Annotated in this window: 20 protein-coding genes, 2 tRNA genes and 1 riboswitch; of the genes, 11 read left to right on the top strand and 11 right to left on the bottom strand. The window is 40.9% G+C overall.

What is annotated here, in order from left to right; genetic code table 11:
• Positions 1–44 precede the first annotated feature (44 nt).
• Positions 45–1,046: a nucleoid-associated protein YejK gene (gene yejK / locus F0227_RS05505; RefSeq protein WP_171752178.1), complete on the bottom strand. Its 1,002-nt coding sequence runs from the start codon at positions 1,044–1,046 to the stop codon at positions 45–47.
• Positions 1,047–1,131: 85 nt separating this feature from the next.
• Between yejK and F0227_RS05500 the strand changes: the two genes are divergently transcribed.
• The 3 genes from F0227_RS05500 (at position 1,132) to F0227_RS05490 (ending at position 3,344) form a co-directional block, all read left to right on the top strand.
• Positions 1,132–1,359: a YejL family protein gene (locus F0227_RS05500; RefSeq protein ID WP_171752177.1), complete on the top strand. Its 228-nt coding sequence runs from the start codon at positions 1,132–1,134 to the stop codon at positions 1,357–1,359.
• A 23-nt stretch (positions 1,360–1,382) separates the two neighbouring features.
• Positions 1,383–3,194, top strand: coding sequence for a DUF3413 domain-containing protein (locus F0227_RS05495; protein WP_171752176.1), 1,812 nt, complete (start codon positions 1,383–1,385; stop codon positions 3,192–3,194).
• Between the two features lie 73 nt (positions 3,195–3,267).
• A tRNA-Pro gene (locus tag F0227_RS05490) sits at positions 3,268–3,344 on the top strand.
• A 72-nt stretch (positions 3,345–3,416) separates the two neighbouring features.
• Here F0227_RS05490 and add read toward each other — a convergent pair.
• Positions 3,417–4,415 (bottom strand): adenosine deaminase, encoded by a 999-nt coding sequence (add, locus tag F0227_RS05485; protein WP_171752175.1) that lies wholly within the window; start codon positions 4,413–4,415, stop codon positions 3,417–3,419.
• Positions 4,416–4,441: 26 nt separating this feature from the next.
• Positions 4,442–4,542, bottom strand: a riboswitch (purine riboswitch).
• A gap of 444 nt (positions 4,543–4,986) precedes the next feature.
• On the opposite strand from add, the gene F0227_RS05480 reads away from it, so the two are divergent.
• The 4 genes from F0227_RS05480 to F0227_RS05465 all read left to right on the top strand — a co-directional run bounded on the left by F0227_RS05480 (position 4,987) and on the right by F0227_RS05465 (position 9,959).
• Complete coding sequence (locus tag F0227_RS05480; protein ID WP_171752174.1) at positions 4,987–6,444, top strand: catalase; 1,458 nt, start codon at positions 4,987–4,989, stop codon at positions 6,442–6,444.
• A 454-nt stretch (positions 6,445–6,898) separates the two neighbouring features.
• Positions 6,899–7,687: an EAL domain-containing protein gene (locus F0227_RS05475; protein ID WP_171752173.1), complete on the top strand. Its 789-nt coding sequence runs from the start codon at positions 6,899–6,901 to the stop codon at positions 7,685–7,687.
• 60 nt (positions 7,688–7,747) lie between these two features.
• The gene (locus F0227_RS05470) at positions 7,748–9,385 is read left to right on the top strand and encodes a methyl-accepting chemotaxis protein (protein WP_171752172.1); all 1,638 of its coding nucleotides are present in this window, start codon (positions 7,748–7,750) and stop codon (positions 9,383–9,385) included.
• A gap of 415 nt (positions 9,386–9,800) precedes the next feature.
• Complete coding sequence (locus tag F0227_RS05465; RefSeq protein ID WP_171752171.1) at positions 9,801–9,959, top strand: hypothetical protein; 159 nt, start codon at positions 9,801–9,803, stop codon at positions 9,957–9,959.
• Between the two features lie 147 nt (positions 9,960–10,106).
• Here F0227_RS05465 and F0227_RS05460 read toward each other — a convergent pair whose 3' ends face one another.
• From F0227_RS05460 to accD, 3 genes are all read right to left on the bottom strand, one after another.
• On the bottom strand, positions 10,107–10,463 hold the full coding sequence (locus F0227_RS05460) for a helix-turn-helix transcriptional regulator (protein ID WP_171752170.1): 357 nt from the start codon (positions 10,461–10,463) through the stop codon (positions 10,107–10,109).
• Positions 10,447–10,701 (bottom strand): type II toxin-antitoxin system RelE/ParE family toxin, encoded by a 255-nt coding sequence (locus F0227_RS05455; RefSeq protein ID WP_171752169.1) that lies wholly within the window; start codon positions 10,699–10,701, stop codon positions 10,447–10,449. The genes F0227_RS05460 and F0227_RS05455 overlap by 17 nt, the downstream gene beginning before the upstream one ends.
• A 427-nt stretch (positions 10,702–11,128) precedes the next feature.
• The gene (gene accD, locus F0227_RS05450) at positions 11,129–11,995 is read right to left on the bottom strand and encodes an acetyl-CoA carboxylase, carboxyltransferase subunit beta (RefSeq protein ID WP_171752168.1); all 867 of its coding nucleotides are present in this window, start codon (positions 11,993–11,995) and stop codon (positions 11,129–11,131) included.
• Positions 11,996–12,103: 108 nt separating this feature from the next.
• Here accD and F0227_RS05445 point away from each other — a divergent pair, with 108 nt between their 5' ends.
• The 3 genes from F0227_RS05445 to F0227_RS05435 all read left to right on the top strand — a co-directional run bounded on the left by F0227_RS05445 (position 12,104) and on the right by F0227_RS05435 (position 14,618).
• On the top strand, positions 12,104–13,018 hold the full coding sequence (locus F0227_RS05445) for a LysR family transcriptional regulator (protein WP_171752167.1): 915 nt from the start codon (positions 12,104–12,106) through the stop codon (positions 13,016–13,018).
• A gap of 58 nt (positions 13,019–13,076) precedes the next feature.
• Positions 13,077–13,823 carry an alpha/beta hydrolase gene (locus F0227_RS05440; RefSeq protein WP_171752166.1) on the top strand — a complete coding sequence of 249 codons (747 nt, stop codon included), beginning with the start codon at positions 13,077–13,079 and terminating at the stop codon, positions 13,821–13,823.
• Between the two features lie 642 nt (positions 13,824–14,465).
• On the top strand, positions 14,466–14,618 hold the full coding sequence (locus F0227_RS05435; protein ID WP_171752165.1) for a hypothetical protein: 153 nt from the start codon (positions 14,466–14,468) through the stop codon (positions 14,616–14,618).
• Positions 14,619–14,724: 106 nt separating this feature from the next.
• On the opposite strand, the gene F0227_RS05430 is transcribed toward F0227_RS05435, so the two are convergent.
• The 6 genes from F0227_RS05430 to aceA form a co-directional block, all read right to left on the bottom strand.
• A tRNA-Ser gene (locus F0227_RS05430) sits at positions 14,725–14,812 on the bottom strand.
• A gap of 316 nt (positions 14,813–15,128) precedes the next feature.
• Positions 15,129–15,488, bottom strand: a complete 360-nt coding sequence (locus tag F0227_RS05425) for a glutathione S-transferase N-terminal domain-containing protein (RefSeq protein ID WP_171752164.1) — start codon at positions 15,486–15,488, stop codon at positions 15,129–15,131.
• A gap of 71 nt (positions 15,489–15,559) precedes the next feature.
• Positions 15,560–16,474: a GGDEF domain-containing protein gene (locus F0227_RS05420; RefSeq protein WP_171752163.1), complete on the bottom strand. Its 915-nt coding sequence runs from the start codon at positions 16,472–16,474 to the stop codon at positions 15,560–15,562.
• Between the two features lie 127 nt (positions 16,475–16,601).
• Positions 16,602–17,876 carry a bifunctional diguanylate cyclase/phosphodiesterase gene (locus tag F0227_RS05415; RefSeq protein WP_171752162.1) on the bottom strand — a complete coding sequence of 425 codons (1,275 nt, stop codon included), beginning with the start codon at positions 17,874–17,876 and terminating at the stop codon, positions 16,602–16,604.
• The gene (locus F0227_RS05410) at positions 17,867–19,027 is read right to left on the bottom strand and encodes a PAS domain S-box protein (RefSeq protein WP_171752161.1); all 1,161 of its coding nucleotides are present in this window, start codon (positions 19,025–19,027) and stop codon (positions 17,867–17,869) included. Before F0227_RS05410 ends, F0227_RS05415 begins: the two co-directional genes overlap by 10 nt.
• Before the next feature lie 706 nt (positions 19,028–19,733).
• Positions 19,734–21,038: an isocitrate lyase gene (gene aceA / locus F0227_RS05405; RefSeq protein ID WP_171752160.1), complete on the bottom strand. Its 1,305-nt coding sequence runs from the start codon at positions 21,036–21,038 to the stop codon at positions 19,734–19,736.
• A 1,357-nt stretch (positions 21,039–22,395) separates the two neighbouring features.
• Here aceA and allE point away from each other — a divergent pair.
• Positions 22,396–23,178 (top strand): (S)-ureidoglycine aminohydrolase, encoded by a 783-nt coding sequence (gene allE / locus F0227_RS05400; protein WP_171752159.1) that lies wholly within the window; start codon positions 22,396–22,398, stop codon positions 23,176–23,178.
• Positions 23,179–23,227 lie beyond the last annotated feature (49 nt).

Raw genomic sequence — 23,227 nt, 5'->3', positions numbered from 1 at the left:
TATAAAAAGGGCAGCGAATTCGCTGCCCTAGGTCGATAACTCTCTTATCGGTTTCGCACTAACTGATCTTTCAAGTTAGGAGGCGTCCCCTTAATGGTCAGGGTATCCGTCTCTGGATCGTAAAATATACGTTCACCCAAAAGCATGCTGTCAAAATTAATGCTAAGACCACCGCCTGCGCCCACATATTTTGTCAGTTTTCTTACCGCGGTTCTGTCTGCGGGAAAACTCTCTTCAAGTTCATAACCGCGCTGTTCTGTATAATCAAGAAAACTTGTTCCGTCGTCACTGGCAGGTAATTCACCTGATAGCTCTCTTACTTCAACTTCTTCATTTGCTTTTATCTGTTCAGAGCAGTAATCAAAAACCTGTTTTTTATAACTGCTGGTCTCTTCTTTATCTAGCTGAGCGTCGGCACAAAAATCATCCACCGCTTGCATCAATACCAGATTTTGCTGCTTGGAATCTAAGCCGATTTCCGCTTGCAAAAAGTCTAGGAAGAAATCTGCAACTTTACGCCCTACCCGTCCTTTAATGTACGAAAGGTAGCGGTTAGATTCTGCATCTGTTTCTAATGTAGACAGGTCAATTCTTGCCGCAATATCCATTTTACTGATATCAAGATAATCAGTTGCACCAATATTGAGCCCTTCTGTGACTTTTAAACTTTGGTTAGAAGGCAGCAGTGCAATAAACAAGTAATCGGTCGCAAGCGACTGATATTCAGCTAAAACCAATATTCCTTCGTCGGAAAATGGGTATTTAACCAGTTCATCTTTGAGTCTTGAAGCACAGTTTTGCGAAAAATCGTAAAAATTTAGCTTACCTTGGCGAACTTCTTGCAACCAGTGGTTAAAATTACTGTCAGATTTAAATGAGCCAAAGCCTTTACCCGCTTTTGCGTTAAAGACACGGTGCAGTTCCGAAACAAGATCTTGTGAGAAAACATCGTTTTCTAAAGACTCGGAACGAAAGTTTACAATAAGCTCGTCTTGATCGTTTTTTGTTAACTGATGCAAGATTACGTTTGAAAGATTCATACTCATAGCGAATAAATTGTTGTTCAGATTTCAGTTGTGAGGGAGAGTAGGTTATCATAAGCCGCTTTCACTATCATTAATTAGAGTCACTATGCCAATTACATCAAAATACAGCGATGACCAAATTGAACTTATCCTGACAGAAATAGCCGCCGTGCTAGAAAAACATGGGGCAAATTCAGAACTGACACTTATGATCGCAGGCAACATCGCGACCAACGTTCTAAATGACAATGTTCCGGGCGCTCAAAGAAAAGCCATTGCAGAGAAATTTGCACAAGCACTACTGTCTTCATTAGAAGCCGGCAAGACTCACTAACTAAAGAACAAGAACGAATATAAATGGTTGATAGCGGAAATACATACGGTGAACGCGTTTCTCGATTAGTAAGTTGGGGACACTGGTTCTCTTTCTTTAACATTGTCGCGGCAATGTTAATAGGGACGCGATATATTGCGCAATCACCTTGGCCAGAGACACTGTTGGGACAAGCCTACTTAGTGCTATCTTGGTTGGGTCACTTCAGCTTTTTGGTGTTTGCACTTTATCTACTTATTCTATTTCCGCTCACCTTCGTTATCCCCTCTAAAAAACTATTCCGGTTTGTCTCGGTATGTTTTGCCACCGTCGGGTTAACGTTATTGCTACTTGATACGCAAGCCTACCAACAGGTCAGCTTGCACTTAAACCCCGTGGTTTGGGAGCTACTATTAGAAAATGACCAGAGCAATATCGCCACAGAGCTTCAACAGCTGTTTATCGTATTGCCCGTTATTTTCTTATTGCAACTAGCACTATCCGAATGGATCTGGCATAAACAGCGCAAACTTTCTAACAAGCGCATTGGACGTACAATAACCTCGGTCTTCTTTATCAGTTTCATCTTCAGCCACCTGATTTACATGTGGGCTGATGTTGTTCTCTATAATCCGGTAACCGTTCAAAAAGCCAATTTCCCACTGTCATACCCAATGACAGCTAAATCCTTTATGCAAAAACATGGCTTATTTGACCGTGAAGAATACATAAAGAAACAGGCTGAAAACGATAAAAGATTCGTTAACTTAGTCAGTTATCCAATCGAGCCCTTAACGTTCGACAACCCAGCTAACAAACTCAATGTATTAATGATTGTGGTGGATAACCTGCGCGCAGATGCCTTAACCGCAGAGAAAATGCCACACACCCAATCATTTGCGAAAGATAATATTAACTTCTCTAACCACTACAGTTCCGGGAATAGTGGCAGCAGCTTATTTGGGCTTTTTTATGGTATTCCAAATAGCTACAGAAGTAGCATAGAAGCGCAAGGCACGTCACCACTAATGCTCGATACGCTTAAAAACAACGGCTATCAGTTTAGTTTAATTAGCGGCAGCAACTTTATTGCCAGTGACTACAATCCGGTGGTTTTGGAAAATCTAGGTATTGAATTAACCAATAACAACAGCGCGGAATACAAAGACGAGCATGCAATCAATGACTGGAATGCTTGGTTAGCCTCGCAACCAAATTCACCTTGGTATAGTTACATAGAACTCTCCACGGTAGAGAACTTTGAAGACTACCAAGCGAAGCAGAGCGAAGGCTCAACTGAAGAGAGGCTACACCTAGCCTACTCGCAAGCGGTTAGCAAAGTCGATATAAAAATTAATACCATTATCGAGCAGCTAAAGCTAAACAATCTATTAGACAGTACGGTTGTGATTATCACCTCCAACCACGGTACTGAGTTTAATGAAACCAAAACCAACAGTTGGGGCTCGGCGTCAAACTACAGCCGTTATCAACTAGGGGTGCCTCTTGTTATTCATTGGCCAGAGAAAAAGGCACAAGAGATAACTTATAAGTCGAGTCATTTCGATATTTCAGTAACACTACTGCAAGAGTTAATGGGGGTTTCCTCTAACCCTATGGAGTTTAGCAGTGGTAAAAACCTGTTTGATCCAGGTAAGAGACGCTGGGTCATTGCGGGTGGCAATAAAGACATTGCACTCATCACCGATGATACAACGACCGTTGTTGATAAGTATGGTAACTACAAGGTGTATGACAATGACTATAAGCGCCAGAAAAAGTCGAAAACAAAACTGTCTATTTTGATGCAAGGGCTCTCGGAGTTAAAACGTTTTTATAGCAGAGAAATTGATTAATCTGGATTAACGTATTGATTTCATTTAGACTTGTAACGCTATAAAAGAGTGTATTGCACTCAATTATGGTTTTCGGACATTAGCGCAGCTTGGTAGCGCACATCTCTGGGGGAGATGGGGTCACAGGTTCAAATCCTGTATGTCCGACCAAATAATAAAGGCAAGAGCTCTCGCTCTTGCCTTTTTTCGTATAGCTATAGCACGACTCGAATCGAGCGATACTTATGCAGGTAAAAAGCCTCGTAGGTACTGCTTCGTCTCTTTACTGGCAAATGCACCCTCAACACTGTATTCATAGATCTGATAATACTGCTGCTCGGTTAACTCAAACTCTTCCATAACCTTTCTGACTTCATCTGTCATGGTGGTGTTAGATACCGTACGGTTATCAGTATTAATAGTGACGGGAATTCCATTCACTAAAAATGATTTCATTGGATGTTCGGACAAACTCGCTACCGCTTTAGTCTGTACATTACTACTTGGGCAAGTCTCTAGTGCGACATGCTCATTTTTCACTAATGAGTATGCTCCATCATGCCCAGTGATATGAATACCATGACCAATACGTTCAGCGGACAATAAGCGAATCGCATCGAATACGTTCTTACCGACACCCTGCTCTCCTGCATGTATGGTTACATGATAGTTCTTGCTCTTTGCATACTGAATATAAGGAACAAATTCGTGGCAAAAATCCGCGACTTCACTGCCTGCAAGGTCGATGGCGACAACGCCGTCCTCTAGGTAGTGGGCGCCAGCATCAATCAACTCATTAATTTGATCTTTAGCTGCCGTTCGCAATATAGAAAGAATGTAGTTTCCGCGAATATCATACTGCTTCTCCGCTCTCTTCATTCCATTAACTGCGCTCGAAATGATCTGATCTAAAGTGAGTCCTTCGCTCATATGCAGTAACGGAGCAAAACGGACTTCTAAATACTTAACGTTCTCGTTGGCCGCATCCTCGAATAACTCAAAAGAGATTCTCTCAATAGCTTCTGCTTTTTGCATTACCGATAATGGCAAATTAAAACGCATTAGGTACTCATCAAGATTCAAACAGGTTTCTGGTGCAACCATAAGATCGCGAATCTCACTAATATCATTAGTTGGCAACTGAAGGTTTTGTTCCATTGCTAGATCACGAATAGTTTCAGGGCGAACGCTACCATCTAAATGGCAATGTAGATCAATTTTAGGAAGGTCAAAATAGTTCATGAGTCTCTACCTTTATTAAGTGGTAAAAATAAAGTTACAGACTTCATAATCAAGAAGTTTAAGGCTCTTGGTAGAAACTCCCGAACCGTATTATCGGGATTATACGAAGTGATAAGTAAGCCTTTTTCACTAAGGCTTAACTGTCACATATTAATCATACGTTCTCTTCTGTCCAGTATTTTATAACAAAATTTTCACGCAATCGTTACCTTACTAGTGATATAGCCAAATTGCCTCAAAGCGCTTGTTTAGCGGGCATTTATCAACTAAATAACCGGCAAAATAATTCGTCTTTAAATCGTGTCTAGGAGAACAAATCTGAATAGCACTCTGGTGAAGACCAACAATGCCCATCGCCCCCATAACCCTTTCCCTCTAATACTTAACTCAAATTACTGACCTAAATCAATATTATCAACGTTAATTGGTACAAGCTGCGCCATTTGGACGATCTCCATTCAACTTGATCTAAGCTTTTCTAGGATATATTGATAACGCGCATAACCTATGTATTCATAGGTTATGCGCATCTTAAACAGGATAGAAAAGTAACCTCAAAAAGGAATGGAATATGGTGAAGAAAACTAATTTAACAACGTCCAATGGTTGTCCTGTCGCTCACAACCAGAATGTTCAAACCGCGGGTCCCCGTGGGCCAATGCTTCTTCAAGACGCATGGTTTCTTGAAAAGCTTGCTCATTTCGATAGGGAAGTTATTCCAGAAAGGCGTATGCACGCAAAAGGCTCCGGTGCATATGGTACTTTCACCGTCACACACGATATATCGAAATACACAAAAGCGAATATTTTTTCTGATGTTGGTAAGAAAACAGATCTCTTTGTACGTTTCTCTACTGTTGCAGGCGAACGTGGCGCAGCCGATGCTGAACGTGATATTCGCGGCTTTGCGATCAAGTTTTATACTGAAGAAGGTAACTGGGATCTCGTTGGAAATAATACACCGGTCTTCTTTCTACGTGACCCGCTAAAATTCCCAGATCTCAATCACGCAGTGAAACGTGATCCTCGCACTAATATGCGTTGCCCGAATGCAAATTGGGATTTTTGGACATTGTTGCCTGAAGCACTTCACCAAATTACTATTCTGATGAGTGAACGTGGTATCCCAAGTAGTTATCGCCATATGCATGGATTTGGTAGTCATACTTTCAGCTTTATAAACTCCAACAACGAACGATTTTGGGTTAAATTTCACCTAAAGACACAACAAGGAATTAAAAACTTAACCGACCAAGAAGCGGAAGAACTGATAGGTAAAAACCGAGAAAGTCATCAACAAGATCTGTATGAGGCAATAGAAAATGGTGATTTCCCTCGTTGGGATTTGAAAGTTCAAATCATGTCTGAAAATGAAGCTAAAGATTATCGCTTTCATCCATTCGATCTCAGTAAGGTTTGGCCACATGAGGATTATCCTCTGATTGATGTTGGCATATTAGAGCTAAACAAAAATCCAGAAAACTACTTTGCAGAAGTTGAACAAGCAGCGTTTAACCCAGCAAACATCGTCCCGGGGATAGGCTTCTCTCCAGATAAAATGCTTCAAGGACGGTTGTTTTCATATGGTGATACACAGCGATATCGACTAGGTGTTAATCACGCACATATTCCGGTGAACCAAGCTCGCTGCCCTGTGAGTGCATTCCATAGAGATGGTGCAATGCGTGTTGATGGAAATTATGGCAGTACTAAAGCATATGAACCAAACAGTCTAGGCTTATGGCAGGAGCAACCTGATGCAAGCGAGCCAGCACTTCAGCTTGAAGGAGATGCCTGTAACTGGGATTTCCGCGAAGATGACAGTGATTACTTCACTCAACCAAGAAAACTATTTAATTTGATGACCACTGAACAAAAACAAACATTGTTCGAGAATACTGCTCGCAGTGTGGGTGGTGCATCATTAGACATTCAGCATCGTCACATAACTAATTGCTATAGCGCTGATCCTGCCTACGGCGAAGGAGTAGCGGCTGCACTAGGCATAAAACTGGAAGATATTAAATAGTAAATTTGTGCGTCTTTTATTTGAAAAAGCTTTAACCTTCGTATAAAAGACGCCAACTATAACCAATCACAAATTTTATAAATATCTGGAGCGGATATACAAAATAGCTTCTCACTGTATATCAAATATCTAGAATTCACCTAGAGCCATTGCTTACAACAACCTATTCAATGACGTTTTTCGAGGAGTTTCTGCCAAAGCTTGGTGGCCAAGCAGGATTAACTCGTTTAGTTGGCCGATAGAGTTTCGCATTTTATCAACCCAGCTCTGTCATACACATAACGTCAAGCTATGCCCCTTTTTTTGCTGAAACTTAGCCACTCCACTAAAGACACTATCAATACCTACTTTTTGTTAGTTACCTATTACTCTTAAAACGGCTGTGAAAGAAAAAACGCTCGCTTCGGGTCTTGTGTAATGTTGGCTATAGATCTAACTATAAATAGGGCAAGTTATGCATTCTGATCATGTTGAATTAAAGGCAGTTGATAAACAGAGACAAACTTTGTGGAGCAGTCAAAGTGCAGATAAAACATCACCGGACGGAGCAAGTGACTTAAAGCGAGTATTAAACTCAAAAGCTTTAATCTCTTTCTCTCAATCCATTCGTAATATAAAAAAACAGCATATTTATGGTTATGAAATGTTAGTTCGTGGCCCGATCGACTCTGATATACACCGCGCCGATCAACTGTTTCAGGCAGCAAAGCAGCATAAGTTAACCGACCTTTTGGAAGTACTCAGTTTAGAAACTCATCTGCTCAATATCGCTGCTGTTCCGCCAGAGTGTGATTACACGGTAAACATTGCTCCTCACCTACTGTTTGATAAACGAGTTGAGAAGCTATTGATTGCTCACCCGCATGCCAGACGAACCAAAATAGAACTGACTGAACACCTAAAAGTAGAAGATTGGCTGCCCATTAACAAAAAAATGGATCAACTGCGGCAGCTCGGTTATGAGTTTTGGCTTGATGATGTCGGATGTGGTTTCTTCGATTTTGAGTTAATCGAGGTCGTGAAACCGGAAGTGGTAAAGCTATGCATCAAAATTGTCAGCCAGTTACCGTCAAATCAAAGCATTAAAAGCGATATAAAAGCGGTCGTTAACGCTGTTCATCAATATGGTGGAAAAGTACTAGCGGAAGGAATAGAGACTCAAGCTCAGCTCTCTATCGCTCAGTCATTAGATATCGATTATGCACAAGGGTATTACTTTGATAAGCCCAAAAAATTTAAATAACTACACTAATTTCACTGGATATAACCAGTAAAGACCCATCATTTAGGAGTAAAAACAAGCATGTTATCAAAGCTTAAAGTCCGAACCCGATTACTATTGGGGTTTGGTATTCTGGTCGGCCTAATGCTCACCCTGACGATATTAGGTATTCAAAAAGTGAATATTATCGACAAAGATCTGTCGGTTATTACCGATATTAACTCGGTGAAACAACGCTATGCGATTAACTTCCGAGGCAGTGTTCATGATCGGGCAATTGCGCTACGAGACGTGGTACTTGCCAGAACACCGCAAGAGATACGAGCTCTTGAAGAGGAAATAAAAACGTTGGCAGAATTTTATCGCGAAGCAGAAAACAACTTCCAGAAAATGCTTTCCAGTAACGTGATGTTCTCTACTGAAGAACACCGTATTCTTAAAGAAATCAACGATATTAAGAATCGTACTGAACCTATTATCCAGAAGATATTGGCAGACAAAGCCAATGGCATCTCAGACACCAATATCATTCTTGATCAAGCAAGGCCTGCCTTTATTGCGTGGCTTGATACCATTAACCAATTTATCGACTATCAGGAAAACCTGAATCAAACACTAACACCTCAAACCCGAAGCGTTGCCGGTGGCTTTCAGAATCTCATGCTAGCATTGAGCGCTATTGCCTTAGTTATTTCCGCAATCATCGCCATCGCCATAGAAAGAAGTTTTCATACCTCTCTTGGCGGAGAACCTTATGACGCGCAAAGTGCAATTAAACGCTTATCTGAAGGTCAGTTAAAAAATGAGTTCAGCAAGTCCATTCCAAACAGCATTATGGATTCGCTCTCCGAGATGTCGAAAAAAATGACTCATACCGTTGGCAATATTATTTCTGTGTCTCACAACCTAACGGAGCAAGCCAATCAAGTATCACAAGGCTCAACCCGAGTACTGGAACTGACCCAACAGCAAGCAAAACTGACACAAGATACCGTAGGTGAGCTGGAAGATATGCGCCAAAGCATTGACCAAATTTCCGAGCTAGCTAGCCAAACAGAAAATAACTCTGTTATGACGTCAGATAACTCGAAGAAAGGCCGAGAGCTGGTCTTCTCTGTTGCTCAGGAGATGGAAAACATTGCCGTTACCGTCAACCAGACTGTTGAACAAGTGCAACAATTAGAACAGAGAACCAACGATATTGGCGGTATTGTGAGTGTCATTAGCGGCATTGCAGAGCAGACTAACCTGCTAGCCCTTAATGCTGCAATCGAAGCTGCGCGTGCTGGGGAGTCTGGTCGAGGTTTTGCCGTGGTTGCGGATGAAGTCAGGCAGTTGGCAAGTCGTGCCACCGAATCGACTACACAGATCGAAACCATGATTAGCGAGATCCAGCAACAGACAACCGAAAGTGTGCAAGCCATGGCGAACACCCAGCCACTTATTGAACAAGGTAAAGAAAAGACCACCCTAGCGAGTACCCTTTTGGTGAACATCGAAGGAGAAGCAAAAGACACATTGGGCCGAGTGAAAGATGTGGTGCAAGCGACAAACGAACAAGCCAGTTTTGTCCGAAAAGTCGCCTCATCCATTGAGCAAATCTCGGTTATATCTGAAGAGTCGGTACAATCGATGACCAGCAATCGCGATGCCGCTCTGACAATGAGTGAACAAGCAAACCGATTAAAACAGGAAGTAAACTACTTCAGTGTTGATTAACTGATTCCCTTTTAGCAAAACAGCCAACAGAGTAAAACTGTTGGCTGTTTTTTTATGAGAGCTGAGCGAGTAAATTCCCTCTCCATCACTAATTGATTTGACACTGTATCTCAATAAATCATATGCTTACCCCGCACTGGCAAAATCCAGTGTCAGGATTAGTCCCCTGAGTTTTACCTTCCGGTGCATAAGTGCCAGCGATTTGCTGGCTTTAATTTATGTGCGGCTCTAGCACACCTAAACGTTGTGAACTTGTCTAACTATTAGACAATAAAATGAACTACGGTGAGCTGAGCGGGGCAGCTTCGGCTGACCGTTTCGGAAGTGCGGTAGGACTAACCCTGTTCAGTTCACCACCCATTGATTAGTCCCTTTGGTTGGTGATTTCAGTTAATAATCACTTTCGGAGGTCACTATGACCCAAGCAATCCCCTCTCTTACCGAACCCGACTTTTACCTTCAAGTTGAAGACTTTATTCTTAACGCAAACAGTGATAACTCCCCAATAGACAACGAAATACGAGTTTTTCTGCTGACGTTATTAAACCAGTTTAAGCATCAAAACAAAGAGTAACGGATAAACGAAAGGCACCATTTTTAGGTGCCTTTGTTCAAGATTATCTCAGTAAATTCAACTCGCTATTAAAGATTTAAAGCGCTACAAAAACTTATATTCGTTTTTCATAAGATGCCTGTCCCCATGGGATGATGACAGGTTAACTTAGTCGATCAACTGCTCAGGTAAGATGCCCATGGCCTTAGCTACTTTTTCAATCGTGCGACGTTGTGGCTTCGCACCCAGTTTTTCCATTTGCGAAATGGTGCTTTGTATAACTCCTACTTTTTGAGCTAACTCTTTCTGGCTCATTTTTAAATGCTTACGCCATGCCGCCATCAAGCTCATTTCATTAAGTAATACCTGTTCAGCAACATCGTGTGGGATATATACATCCTCATCTTTTTCATTAGATGAATTGGCTTCACCGATCAAATTAAGATACTCATCATAAGGCAAGACTGCAAAGGCCGCTTTACCGTCCTGTTTAATTATCTGAACCTCATTAGTATGTGTTTTCATCTCGGATCTTAACCTCTTCTATACTGACAATTCTAACTTCACCATCGTAATCAAAAAACACCCTATATCGCCCTACCCGTAACCTAAAATCATACTGGTGGTTAGTAAGGCCTTTAACGTTTGAACAGTCTGGAAAATCACCTAGCAACTTTACCTTCTCAACCACTTGCTTTCTCGCCTTCGGGTCAATCTTTTTTGCCTGTTTCAACGCCTTTCTAGACCAGAGAATAGTATTCATACGCAAATTAACATTAGATTATACATTAGATAAAACAAAGAAGTAATTAGATAATATACAGAAATATTAGATTAATAACCTAGCGTGAGGAAGGTAGTGCGGCAGATATCACTAAGTAGAATAAACGAAGTCTTAGTTAATGAAAAAGTAGAGTAACTTCAACTGATAATTAAGGCACGACAGATTTGCTCGGTGATTGCTGACTCATCTCTGGACTAAAGCTACTCAGACGCTTCAGACGAAATCTACCCTTCGGATAACTTTTGGTACTGCAAAACGCAGAACGGCACCGATACACAGAGTGCCGTCCGTGAAAGGTTTTGGACAAAAATGAGCATCGTAACCTTGCATTGCTCAAAATATTTTATGCAAGTTTGAGTGAATATCATTCAGTTTGTTAGGTCAGCTTCGTTACAGAACCTATAAACTATGCTTCCAGCGGAATAGTGGTATTAGTCATTTTAGCTATTAGCCCCCCAACTCGCTTGCGCATCTCACGTCTATCCACAATCATGTCGATAGCGCCATGCTCTAAAAGGAACTCACTTCGCTGAAAACCTTCGGGCAATTTCTCACGAACGGTTTGCTCTATGACGCGACGCCCAGCAAACCCGATAATTGCCTTCGGCTCGCCGATGTTAATATCTCCCAGCATGGCTAGACTCGCTGATACACCACCCAATGTTTGGTCTGTTAATACAGATATATAAGGGAGGCGTTCACTGGATAAACGATTTAACGCAGCGCTGGTTTTTGACATTTGCATTAACGACATTAGAGATTCTTGCATACGAGCACCACCACTGGCAGAAAAGCAAACTAATCCACAATTTGCATCAATAGCGACCTCAATTGCACGAACAAAACGAGCGCCGACAACAGAACCCATTGAACCAGCCATAAAAGAAAATTCGAATGCACAGGTAACAACAGGTAAGCCTAGAAGCTTTCCTTTCATCGCAACTAAAGCATCCTTTTCCCCTGTACTTTTCTGGGCTATAGCGAGGCGTTCCTTGTAGCGTCTCCGATCCTTAAAGTTCAGTAAGTCTTTCGGCTCATGTTCACTGGCAATCTCAACTCGTTCTCCTTTATCTAGAAAGCTGTCTAAGCGGCGGCGTGCCGACATTCTCATATGATGATTGCATTTCGGACACACCTCCAGATTCTCTTCAAGAGCCATGTAGTAAAGGATCTGGTCACATGAGGGACATTTAGTCCATACCCCCTCTGGAATCGACGCTTTACGTGTACTGATTATATTCTTTTTATCGAATAGCTTTTCTAACCAACTCATAGGATACCTTTACCAGATAACTTTAGTATGGGGTATTATATAAGCCTGTTTCTGGTAATAAAGTGTGTTATATGGGCTTGATAATCCAATATTATGGGATTAAAAGAAATGTTTGATAAGATTGACCAGCAGTGGCTAAAAAGTTTTCACTGTGTCTATGAGAACAACAGCTTTAAACGGGCGGCGGAATTTCTAAGCTTGCCGACATCAAATGTCAGTCGCCATATCGCTTTACTTGAAGAACGACTGGATACACGACTATTTGACAGGACTACACGCCGAATCGCTCCGACAGATGCAGGGGAACACCTTTATTTGCGAACACAGCCATTGTTGGACAAACTTAATGATGCACTTGAGGAAGTGACGCAGCACTCTCATGAAGTCATGGGACAACTCAAAGTTTTAATGCCAGACTCGCCTATTTTAGCCCAAGCAGTGGTTTCTTTTTGTACCCAGCATCCCTCAATTTCATTATGTTGTGATACGAGCATCAGCCCTAAAGAGGATTTACTTGATGGGTTTGACGTCATTTTAAGCTTTCACAGAGGAAAGCTCGAAGACAATAATTGGGTAGCTAAGGAGATTAAACGCTGGCCAAGTGCTGTTGTAGCATCCCCTCAACTCCTACAGACCACTCCCAGACCTTTTCAGATTACCGATTTGAAACACGTTCCGTGCATCAATAGCTTTACCGCTCTAAATGGAACACCTTGGGTTTTCAAAAGCGCTAAAGGTGAGCCCATTACTCAAAAGGTACAGTCTTCATTTAAGGTCAATAGCGGACATCTTGCCAAATCAGGCGCATTAGCTGGTTTGGGATTCGCGATACTACCGACCGAATCCTGTCGTAATGAGATAGATGCTGGCTCTCTGAAAATAGTAGAGCTGGAGTACGAGCCTGAAGATTTAGTTTTGTATGCCTTTTACGCATCCAGAAAACACTTGGCAAAAAAGATCCCGATGTTTATTGAACACTTACAGCACCAAGCCAATATAGATAAAAGAATAATTGCATATTAAGACACAAGGAATAGTGGTACTTTGCTAACTATGTAGCATTAGGTTTTCAGGGATAGCAATGAAATACATTACAAGACTATTGATGATGTCTTTATTTTGGTCGGGCTTTTCAAGCGCCGATAGCCTTTATGACCAGTCCAGAAACAGATATATACCAGTAGAAGTAACGTATCCTGCAAAGGATAACTTATGTACCGAAACAACTAAATGTCCTGTGGCATTTCTTAGCGCTGGATATGGTGTTCCCCATAATAAATATGAGTTTTTGTCTAAGCAACTGACTGAGCTTGGATACTTGGTTATAGCCATAGGCCATGAACTGCCAACAGACCCACCGTTATCGGTCAAAGGAGACCTCTTTGTTACACGAAGTGAAAACTGGATCAGAGGTGCAGAAACTCTCGAGTTTGTTAGGACAGAGCTTCAGTCTCAATACAGTAGGTGTGATTTTAATTCTCTATTGTTAGTTGGTCACTCTAATGGTGGTGATATCTCGTCATGGTTAGGAAACGAATCGAAAACATACATAAAATCAATTATTACCCTTGATCATAGAAGAGTACCGCTCCCCCGCAGCAAAGAAATTAATATACTCTCTATACGAGGCAGTGACTTCCCTGCTAATAAAGGTGTTCTTCCGACTCAAGCTGAGAATATCGCCTTCGGTAGCTGTGTTGTAACTATTCCTAATTCTAAGCACAACGATATGTCTGACTACGGTCCAACATGGCTCAAACAAAAAATAGCTGAAATACTCAAGGAGTATCTAACAGGAAAATCGTGCGACAAGCTTTTTGTTGAATAAACATACAAGTTTGAACTTTGATCAAAACTGTTGCGCAATAAAAGAAATTGGGAGCTTTTAGACACAGCCCCTTAACCGCCAACCATAAGGAAAAGTACGGTGGTTTCAGTGGCGCGAACTGCCACTGAGTAAATGCGTTAACAAGGAAAGGGGCATTTCCGAGCGAGAAATCCAAAAGTGTCAGCCGTTCCTACAACCAACGGTAAACCGGAAGGAATATGTGTTGGTCGTGTCTCGATTAAAACTCCATAGAGAAATACTGTTGGCTGTTTTTGAGGGGGAGTTAAGCAAGTCCTCCTTTTCTATCACCAATTGATTTGACACTCTATCTCAATAAATCATATGCTTACCCCGCACTGGCAAAATCCAGTGTCGGGCGTAGGAACCTCGTTTAAAATTTCACAAGGCGTATAAGTACCAGCTGTTTTCTGGTTTTCATATATGCAGCTTTAGCACACCCTAAATTTGTAGATTTGTTCAATAAGCAAACAAATTACTAAATAATGGTGAGCTGAGCCGGGGCGCTTCGGCGCGCCGCGACCTTGTGAGCGGTAGTTCCTAACCCAGTTCAGTTCACCACCCAATGATTAGGAACCTTTGCGTGGTGATAGATATTGTATCTTCATGCACAAGGAACCCATCATGATCAATCAAACCGAACCCGATTTTTACCTTCAAGTTGAAGACTTTATTTTAAACTCCGACATCCCCGAGACGGATCAAGCTCAATGCAATGAAATACGTCTATTTTTGCTCACCCTGCTCAATCATTATAAGCAGCAGGATATGGCATAGCGTTTACTAAAAATAAATAAATCTAGAGGTGAGTTTTATTAAACTTGGAAGATTTTCCGGACTTCAGATGTGAAAAAGCCCCAGCATTTCTGCTAGGGCTTAAATATGGCGGAGAGATAGAGATTCGAACTCTAGGACGGTCGCCCGTCGCCTGATTTCAAGTCAGGTGCTTTCGGCCACTCAGCCATCTCTCCGTGTGGCTGAAATAATATAGAGGTTATATTTACTTGTAAACCCCTGAATATGCTGTTTGCTTGAAATGTGAACAAATTAATATTGTTAACCTTTACTCTGCGTCATCTTGTCTTCATCGCTGTACTGATTCTCAAGGTTAAATTCACCCTTTATTGTTTGCTAAATGCGTTCACATCCACCGCTACCACAACTGCTTTCGTAACAGAACGTCAATAGAATTTACCCCGCTTCAGATACAACAAAGCCGCTGGCAAGCAACGGCTTTTTATCAATAATATAGGGTGGTAACCCGTTTCTACATCAACACCAGAAGCGTTAAGCAAACTCTTTTTGTAAGTAAGTGATAATATCTGATGACTCGTACATCCACTCAACTTCACCTTCTCGCTCTATACGTAGACAAGGCACTTTAACGGCGCCACCACCAGATAGTAGCGCTTCTCTATGCTCTGTATTTGTTTTGGCGTCTCTAAGTTCAATGTCAATCGACTGGCGCTTCATCGCACGTCGAACTTTGACACAAAATGGGCACGCTTCAAATTGATACAGCGCCATTGAGTTCGCTTTATTATCCACTTCTTGCTGTTCTTCTGCTGTACGAACAATACCTTTGGGGCTAAAAACACTATTTAACGTTAATATGATTTTTCCTAAAAACCAACGTATGAACTTCATAACTTCTCTTTATTATTAAACCAAGCATTAACAACAGTGTAACATCGTTATCAGTCGAGAAATAGCCTTCATTATGTCGGTTGATGGAGCTCTGACACCAATACATAAGGAGACTGAGTGACCTTAGCGTGATACATGGCTTTGTCTGTTTTCTCAATTAATGCCGACAACTCTTTTTCATCATGAGGCAAAATACCAACCCCCACACTCACACCGACAGAAACCTGATGGTCCAGATTGTCTATCGTTATTGGCGCCGATATTAATGTGTTTAATTTCTTGCCAATGCCCCTCGCCTCTTCAATGTAATCTTGGTGATCATTAATGGTAAATAGCACCAAAAACTCATCACCTCCAAGACGAAAACAGATATCGCTGCTACGCAACTGCTCCGATAACCTATTAGCTACCTCTACCAGCAACTGGTCTCCGGCATCATGACCATAGGTGTCATTTATCTGCTTAAAACCATTTAAATCCATATACGCCACCCCTAAACAACCCGAGTCATGGACAGCGAGGTATTGTCTTTCCATCACATTTTCTAGGTGACGTTTATTAAATAGATTGGTTAAAGGGTCAGTACTTGCTTCATTTTTAAGGTCATCAATCAGTTCTTGTACGGTAGAGTAGTCCTGAATTGTGGCAATCGCGCACGGTTTGCCTTCAAAGATAATATTTGCAATGGATATACGAGCATTGAACCCTTCACCATTTGCATTTATACAAGGCATAATACTTCGAGACATCATGGCTCTGGCTTGGGATTTATTGGAGATAAAAGTACTTACTTTAGACTCATGCGCCTTAACCATATTTGGCTTCATCAAATCCAGTAGTGTAAGAGTGGCAAACTCATCTCGCGGGTATCCAAACAATGTACTGCACGACTTATTGGCAAAAACAATATTAGACTGCTGATCAACAATCAGTATGGCATCTACCAAGAAATCTAAAAATTGTGATATTTCATTCGATTGTTGCATTACTAACCTCGATGTAAACCTGTGACATATTTATAACTTAACTATATTAACGCAAATTAGGCGAATAATTTACGTTTTCTAGCTCACAAGAATGCATCGCATTGTCTAATAACAAAAGCATAGACGGTTACCGAGTACAGTTCGTTCGTCGGGTGTAGTTCTGTTTCTCTAGCCAATAAGTGACGTCTCGTTCAGGCATTGGCTTTCCGTAATAAAAACCTTGTACTTGCTCACAACCTAACGTGTTTAAAATGTCCGCTTGACGCGCATTCTCAACCCCTTCGGCGATGATATCCAGATGCATCGCTTGCCCAAGAGCAATAATGGATTTGGTGATCAATTTACTGTCTATATCTTTCTCTATATCCAGAATAAAAGAACGATCAATTTTTAACTTGTTCACCGGCAAACTTTTTAAATAACTCATGGATGAGTAACCCGTACCAAAATCATCTATTGAGATGTCGATACCCAAATCCCGTAGCTGAGTTAACTGGTGTATGCTCTCTTCCGCTTGATTCATCACAAAGTCTTCCGTGATTTCTAACTCCAACCAGTCAGCTCGAAACTCAGTCTGTTTTAATATTGTGATGATCTCGTCTTGGAACTGACACTGTTTCAGTTGAATACCAGACACATTCACCGCTAATTTACCAAACGGCACACCCGCTAATTGCCATTTTCGTCCTTGTTCACAAGCGTTTCTCAGCACCCAACGACCAATGTCCCACATTAATCCCAACTGTTCGGCCATGGGAATAAAAACGGAAGGAGAAACAGAGCCTAGTTCTGGATTGTGCCATCGCAACAACACTTCAAAGCCAATGCACTCTGTCTGGCCTAACATCAACTGAGGCTGATAAAACAGCTCAAACTCATCTCTATGTAATGCCCCACGAAGCGCATTTTCTATCGCCATTCGCTGTTTTATTTCGCTAGCGTTCCCCTTGTTAAAAAAGCTAAATTGATTGCGCCCAAGTTGTTTAGCGCTATACATTGCTTCATCCGCATAGCTGATTAACTGATTACCATCTTCGCTGTCTGCGGGATATTGACTGACGCCAATGCTGGCGGTCATAAACAACGAATGTTGATTGATCTGAAGAGGGGAATTAAAGGTATCTATCAAACGCTTCAGCGTTTGCAGTATTTCATAAGGTTGCTCTGAGGCTTCAACAACCACAACAAACTCATCACCACTCACTCTCGCGGCAATATCGGTTGATCGAATGCACTCCTTAAGTTTACTCGCCACCGAAGCCAGTACCGAGTCACCTACACTATGACCAAAGCTGTCATTAATGCTTTTAAATCGGTCGAGATCGATAAATATCACATAAACGAGATTACTGTTTCGTTTCGCACGTTTAATGTATTCGTCTAGCCGTTCCGTTAGTAACAATCTATTTGGCAGCTTTGTAAGAATGTCATGATGAGCAAGATACTCAGCTTCTCTGCTGCTTGCTTAAAATAACTGATATCTCGCACAATACAGACATAGCATTGAGTCACTTGATTTTTGTCCGTGACTTTGTCAATCGTAGCGGATAAAGGAACCACCTTATTGCAGCAAGATTTGAGCGTCATCTCTCCTCGCCACGGAGTAACAAGCCGACTTAACTCGATATCATTACTCACTCTAGAGACATCTTGCAGCAAATCATTAAAAGAGAGAGCCAATAGATGAGAACGAGAAAGACCGCTCATATGGCTAAGAGCCGGATTACTGTCGATAATCACCCCATCTTGATCCACGACTAAAATCCCTTCAGCTGTTGACTGATAAACCGTTTCTGAAAGTTTCAGCTGTGCTTCTGCTTGCTTTTTCTCGCTAATATCCCTTAATACGCCAACAATACCCACTTGTTTGCCTTTATGATCGAAGAAAGGAAAATAACGTGTTTCAATATACATCTCAGCGTTTGTTGATGTGATATGGCGACGCTCATATTGGACTAGCTCGCCTTTCATGGCTTTGATCAAATACGGTTTATATGAGGCATAGGCGCCAGCATCCAATACCGAGTCTGCGGAGCAACCAATGACCTGTTCAGATGATTTGCCCAGCATCTCTAAATAGGCATTATTGGCAGCCAGATAAACAAATTGCTCATCTAGCACAATTAACATATCAATCGAGGAGGTAAAAAGTTGCGCATAAATATTGAGCTGCTTTTCCGCCCGAGTTCGTGGGGTGATATCGTGGATAACGCTAAATAACTGCTTCTCTCCTCTAAAGTCTATAGGGCTTGAGTAAACTTCGACATTCCTAATCTCACCATTAGCCAACTTGTGAGGAAAAACAAAATAGTTGCGCTTTAACGAATGCGCCTGCTTTATTTCTCGTTCTACTTGTTTCGGTGTTAGCTGGTTTATGTCTTTAATGTTGAGGGTTTTAATATCACGACTGTTATAACCATAAAATTGACAGGCGGCACTATTGGCTTGCAGGATCTGACCATTTTGGGGTGAGATTAACAGCATAGGAATATGGCTTTCATCAAAGACATTTTGGTAGGTCTCTCTCATCGCTACTAACGTTGAACTTGTCACGACATCACACTCCTTGTGATACTACCTTTACACCAAAATACAACGTTCTTCTGGCAAATTAAGCCTGCAAACTTATTTGATGTATCTATTTAATGAATGCGCCAATAACCACAAATAGAGAGAGGCTATATCTACTCATTTAGTATAGGAGTGATTGCTAATATTAAACTTAAAATAGCAAGGTAAGATTGCAAAGATGTGTGATAGGTTAAGTTTTGACAAAGAGAAACAATGAACCAGACGGGCTTATTTTACGGTTAGGGCTAGAAAATCAAGCAGACAGTCCGATAACACAACCACTCTCATTTCTAAACCCAACCCCAAAATATCAACATGCTAGAGTTGATCAACACTACTATAAGTGAGAAAAGCTTATACGAACACTTATCAAATTCCCTACAAACCAATAAGTTACAATATAAAATTTATGTTCAAATACAGTAGGCATAATTACACTAGAACAAGGCAATTACTTAAAATATGTCAACGACATATTTATGCTAAGAAGTAGTCTAATTAAATATCAATTAGAGATTACTCCTTATTAAGATGAACTCAGAATCGTGTTCATCTTAATAAGGAAAGTGGTTTTCTGTTCCACCAAAACAAGCATTACAAACGCAGTGACTACAAAATCTATTGGTTAAAAGAGAGGCTTCCCAAGGGGCAAAACGGAAGCCTCTATAAAACTTGATACGTTTAATGGTTAAAACTGATCTTCTTCAGTAGAGCCCGTTAACGCCGTCACCGATGACTCGCCACCTTGAATGGTATTGGTCATTTTATCAAAGTAGCCAGTGCCCACTTCTTGTTGGTGTGCAACAAATGTATAGCCACGTTCAGCCGCTTCAAACTCAGGACGCTGTACTTTTTCTACGTAGTGACGCATTCCTTCACCTTGAGCATAAGCATGAGATAGTTCAAACATGTTGTACCACATGTTATGAATGCCCGCTAAAGTGATGAACTGATATTTAAAGCCCATATCAGACAGTTTTTGCTGGAACTGAGCGATGGTTTCAGCGTCTAGGTTTTTCTCCCAGTTAAACGAAGGAGAACAATTGTAAGCTAATAGCTGATCAGGGTACTGAGCATGAATAGCGTCAGCGAACTTTTGCGCTTCTTCTAAACAAGGCGTTGCGGTTTCACACCAAATAAGGTCAGCGTATGGTGCATAAGCCAAACCACGAGAAATAGCTTGGTCAATACCAGCACGTACACGATAAAAACCTTCAGACGTACGCTCACCCTCAATGAAATCGCGATCATAAGGATCGACATCGGAAGTCAACAAGTCTGCTGCATTTGCATCTGTTCGAGCAATAACAAGCGTTGTGGTTCCGGATACATCAGCAGCAAGACGAGCCGCTACTAATTTTTGTACCGCTTCTTGTGTTGGAACAAGAACCTTACCACCCATATGGCCACATTTTTTAACTGATGCAAGCTGGTCTTCAAAGTGAACACCGGCAGCGCCTGCTTCAATCATTCCACGCATCAACTCATAGGCGTTAAGTACGCCGCCAAAGCCGGCTTCAGCATCCGCTACGATAGGTAGAAAATAATCCACCCCTTCTTCTGGGTTCCCACCAGTAGACCACTGAATCTGATCCGCACGACGGAATGAGTTATTAATACGTTTTACAACCGCTGGAACAGAATCCGCAGGATAAAGCGATTGATCCGGATACATTGTCGAGGCGGTATTATTGTCGGCAGCTACCTGCCAACCAGAAAGATAAATAGCTTCTATGCCCGCTTTGGCTTGTTGTACCGCTTGACCACCAGTCAACGCGCCTAAGCAGTTAACATAACCTTTTTTAGATGAACCATTAACCAAATCCCAGAGCTTGTCTGCTCCACGCTGCGCGATAGTATTTGCCGGTGCAAAAGAACCTCGAAGATTAATGACTTCTTCTGCGGTATAAGTACGTTTGACGTTCTTCCAACGTGGATTTTCTGCCCAGTCTTTCTCTAGCGCTTCGATTTGCTGCTGACGACTTAATGTCATATCAGTTTCCCTCGTGTCATTAGTGATAAATAGATTAACGTATACTCAAGTACATATATGTTGTTAATTAATATTTCCGCTGACAATAGTAATAGTGAAATAATTACATTGCCGATAATCAGGAACTCATTGGATACTGATATAGATGAAAAAATGCACCAAGATTTTCCTGACATTTACAGCCTAAACACTTAAGCCATATAATTTATTTAATTCATGTTTATGACAATGTCATTATACGGACGATGCCTTTATACGGACAATGTAATTACACAGACAATGTAATCACAATTTTCTATTTTTGACGTGACTTATGATAAAGACCAACACCATAAAACAGCAACACTATTTACAACATGAATATAAGAAGGATTTAAATAAAATAGCATTAATGAAGTAATGTAAGTAGAAACGAGAACACAGTACTTTTTAATATATTTATTTTTACTCCTAACGGTATATCTACATTCTTCAAGAATCAGATAGCTTAATCAGTGAATCTGGTCACACTTTGCCAGAAAACAGAAAATATCAGACTTAGATCACATTTATCAACATGTATCTTGGCCCGCTCAGGTTAATTGGCGAATTTCTTCCAAAATGCATATTTATTTTTAATTTATAAGAATAGATTAATAGTTTACAGATATATTTTAAATTCAAACACACAGCTGTTTTTGCTGAAAAAACAGCCACTAATCACGCAGTAAAATCTAAATTTTCAAAATTATCACATTTGACAAAAGCCTGACAAAACCCTGACTAAGCAAGGCCTGCAAAACATTAGCAAACACAAAAAACAGGCACTTCTCGAACCTTGCTCACAATTATCCAATTAAATTTAATAAGGTGATCAACTTCACTGAAAACCTTTTTTGAACATGCATTTTGTCTTTGTCAAATAAATTTCGTGACCGCCAACCAGATTCCAATAATTATCCATATTAGTGTGACCAACTTCACTGACATACACCTCAAACACACATGTTTTCGATAATGTCAACAAAATATAGTGACTTTAATCACATATTTTAAATTAGCCAAAAAAGCGTGATGAGGTTCACTGAATAGACCCCATTAATATCTCAATATTGACGCAACAGAGTTATTTAGAAAGGTGAAAGACCATTTATAAAGCGGTGATTAATCTGAAAGAAATTACTTGTAGTTATCCATTATCATTAATTGCGAATAATTAATCCCAGTTAGCACTGCAATAATATCAAATGTTATATAGCTATTTATTACCTGCCTTGTCGCTTAAGAATATTAGCTATCTCTTATTCTAATGTTACTTTTTCATGCAGATTATTATCTGTACGTATTCCTTTTACTTAAATTTTACAGGTGAAGCCCTATGTTTCCAGAATTAAAAACCAGGTCTAAAATCAGACTTAATGAATATGCCGTTATTCCAACTGAAGGACGTGTTATCAATGTTATTCCGGGAATTGAAAACTGTGAATTAACTATTGTTGGCTCTCCTCAACTAACTTGTCCATTTGTTCAGCTTGTTGGCTTGGTAAAACCTGATGGCCACACCAGCCGTCCTTACGCTGCAGAAGAAAACGTAGAGTCATTTATCTATGTCATTGATGGCGCGGGAAAATTAAAAGTAACCGTTGAAGAAGAAACGCAAGAACTGGTTGAAGGCGGCTACGTTTATGCACCACCGGGAGCGGGCTTACAATTTAGCAATGATACAGACCAACCAGTACGAGTGTTAATTTATAAGCAAAAATATCAACCTGCTGAAGGCTGCGCACCTTACCGTGTATTCGGTAATGTTAACCATTCTGATTATATCCAATACATGGATCTTCCTGGTATCTGGGTCAAAGATTTACTACCAACCGATATCAATTTCGATATGAACTTCCATGTTCTCTCTTTTGAGCCAGGACGCTGTCACCCATTCATTGAAACACACCAGCAAAACCACGGTGCATATGTTCTAGAAGGCCAAGGTATCTACCTCTTAGGGGAAGACTGGATCCAAATCATGCCAGAAGATTTCATCTATTTCGCACCATTCCAACAACAATGTTCATACGCCGTTGGTGACTCATATATGGGCGAAAAAATGCCGAATTTCACATACATATATTCAAAAGATTGCAACCGCGATCCAATTTTATAACGCATCCAATACTGAAACAGAAACACTAACTACACGGGTTATTTAACCA

Origin of the sequence: Vibrio sp. 99-8-1 (assembly GCF_013114595.1) — a bacterium.
Lineage (GTDB): Bacteria > Pseudomonadota > Gammaproteobacteria > Enterobacterales > Vibrionaceae > Vibrio.
Note: the sequence above shows the minus strand (reverse complement) of the source record. Positions and strands in the feature narration are given on the sequence as shown.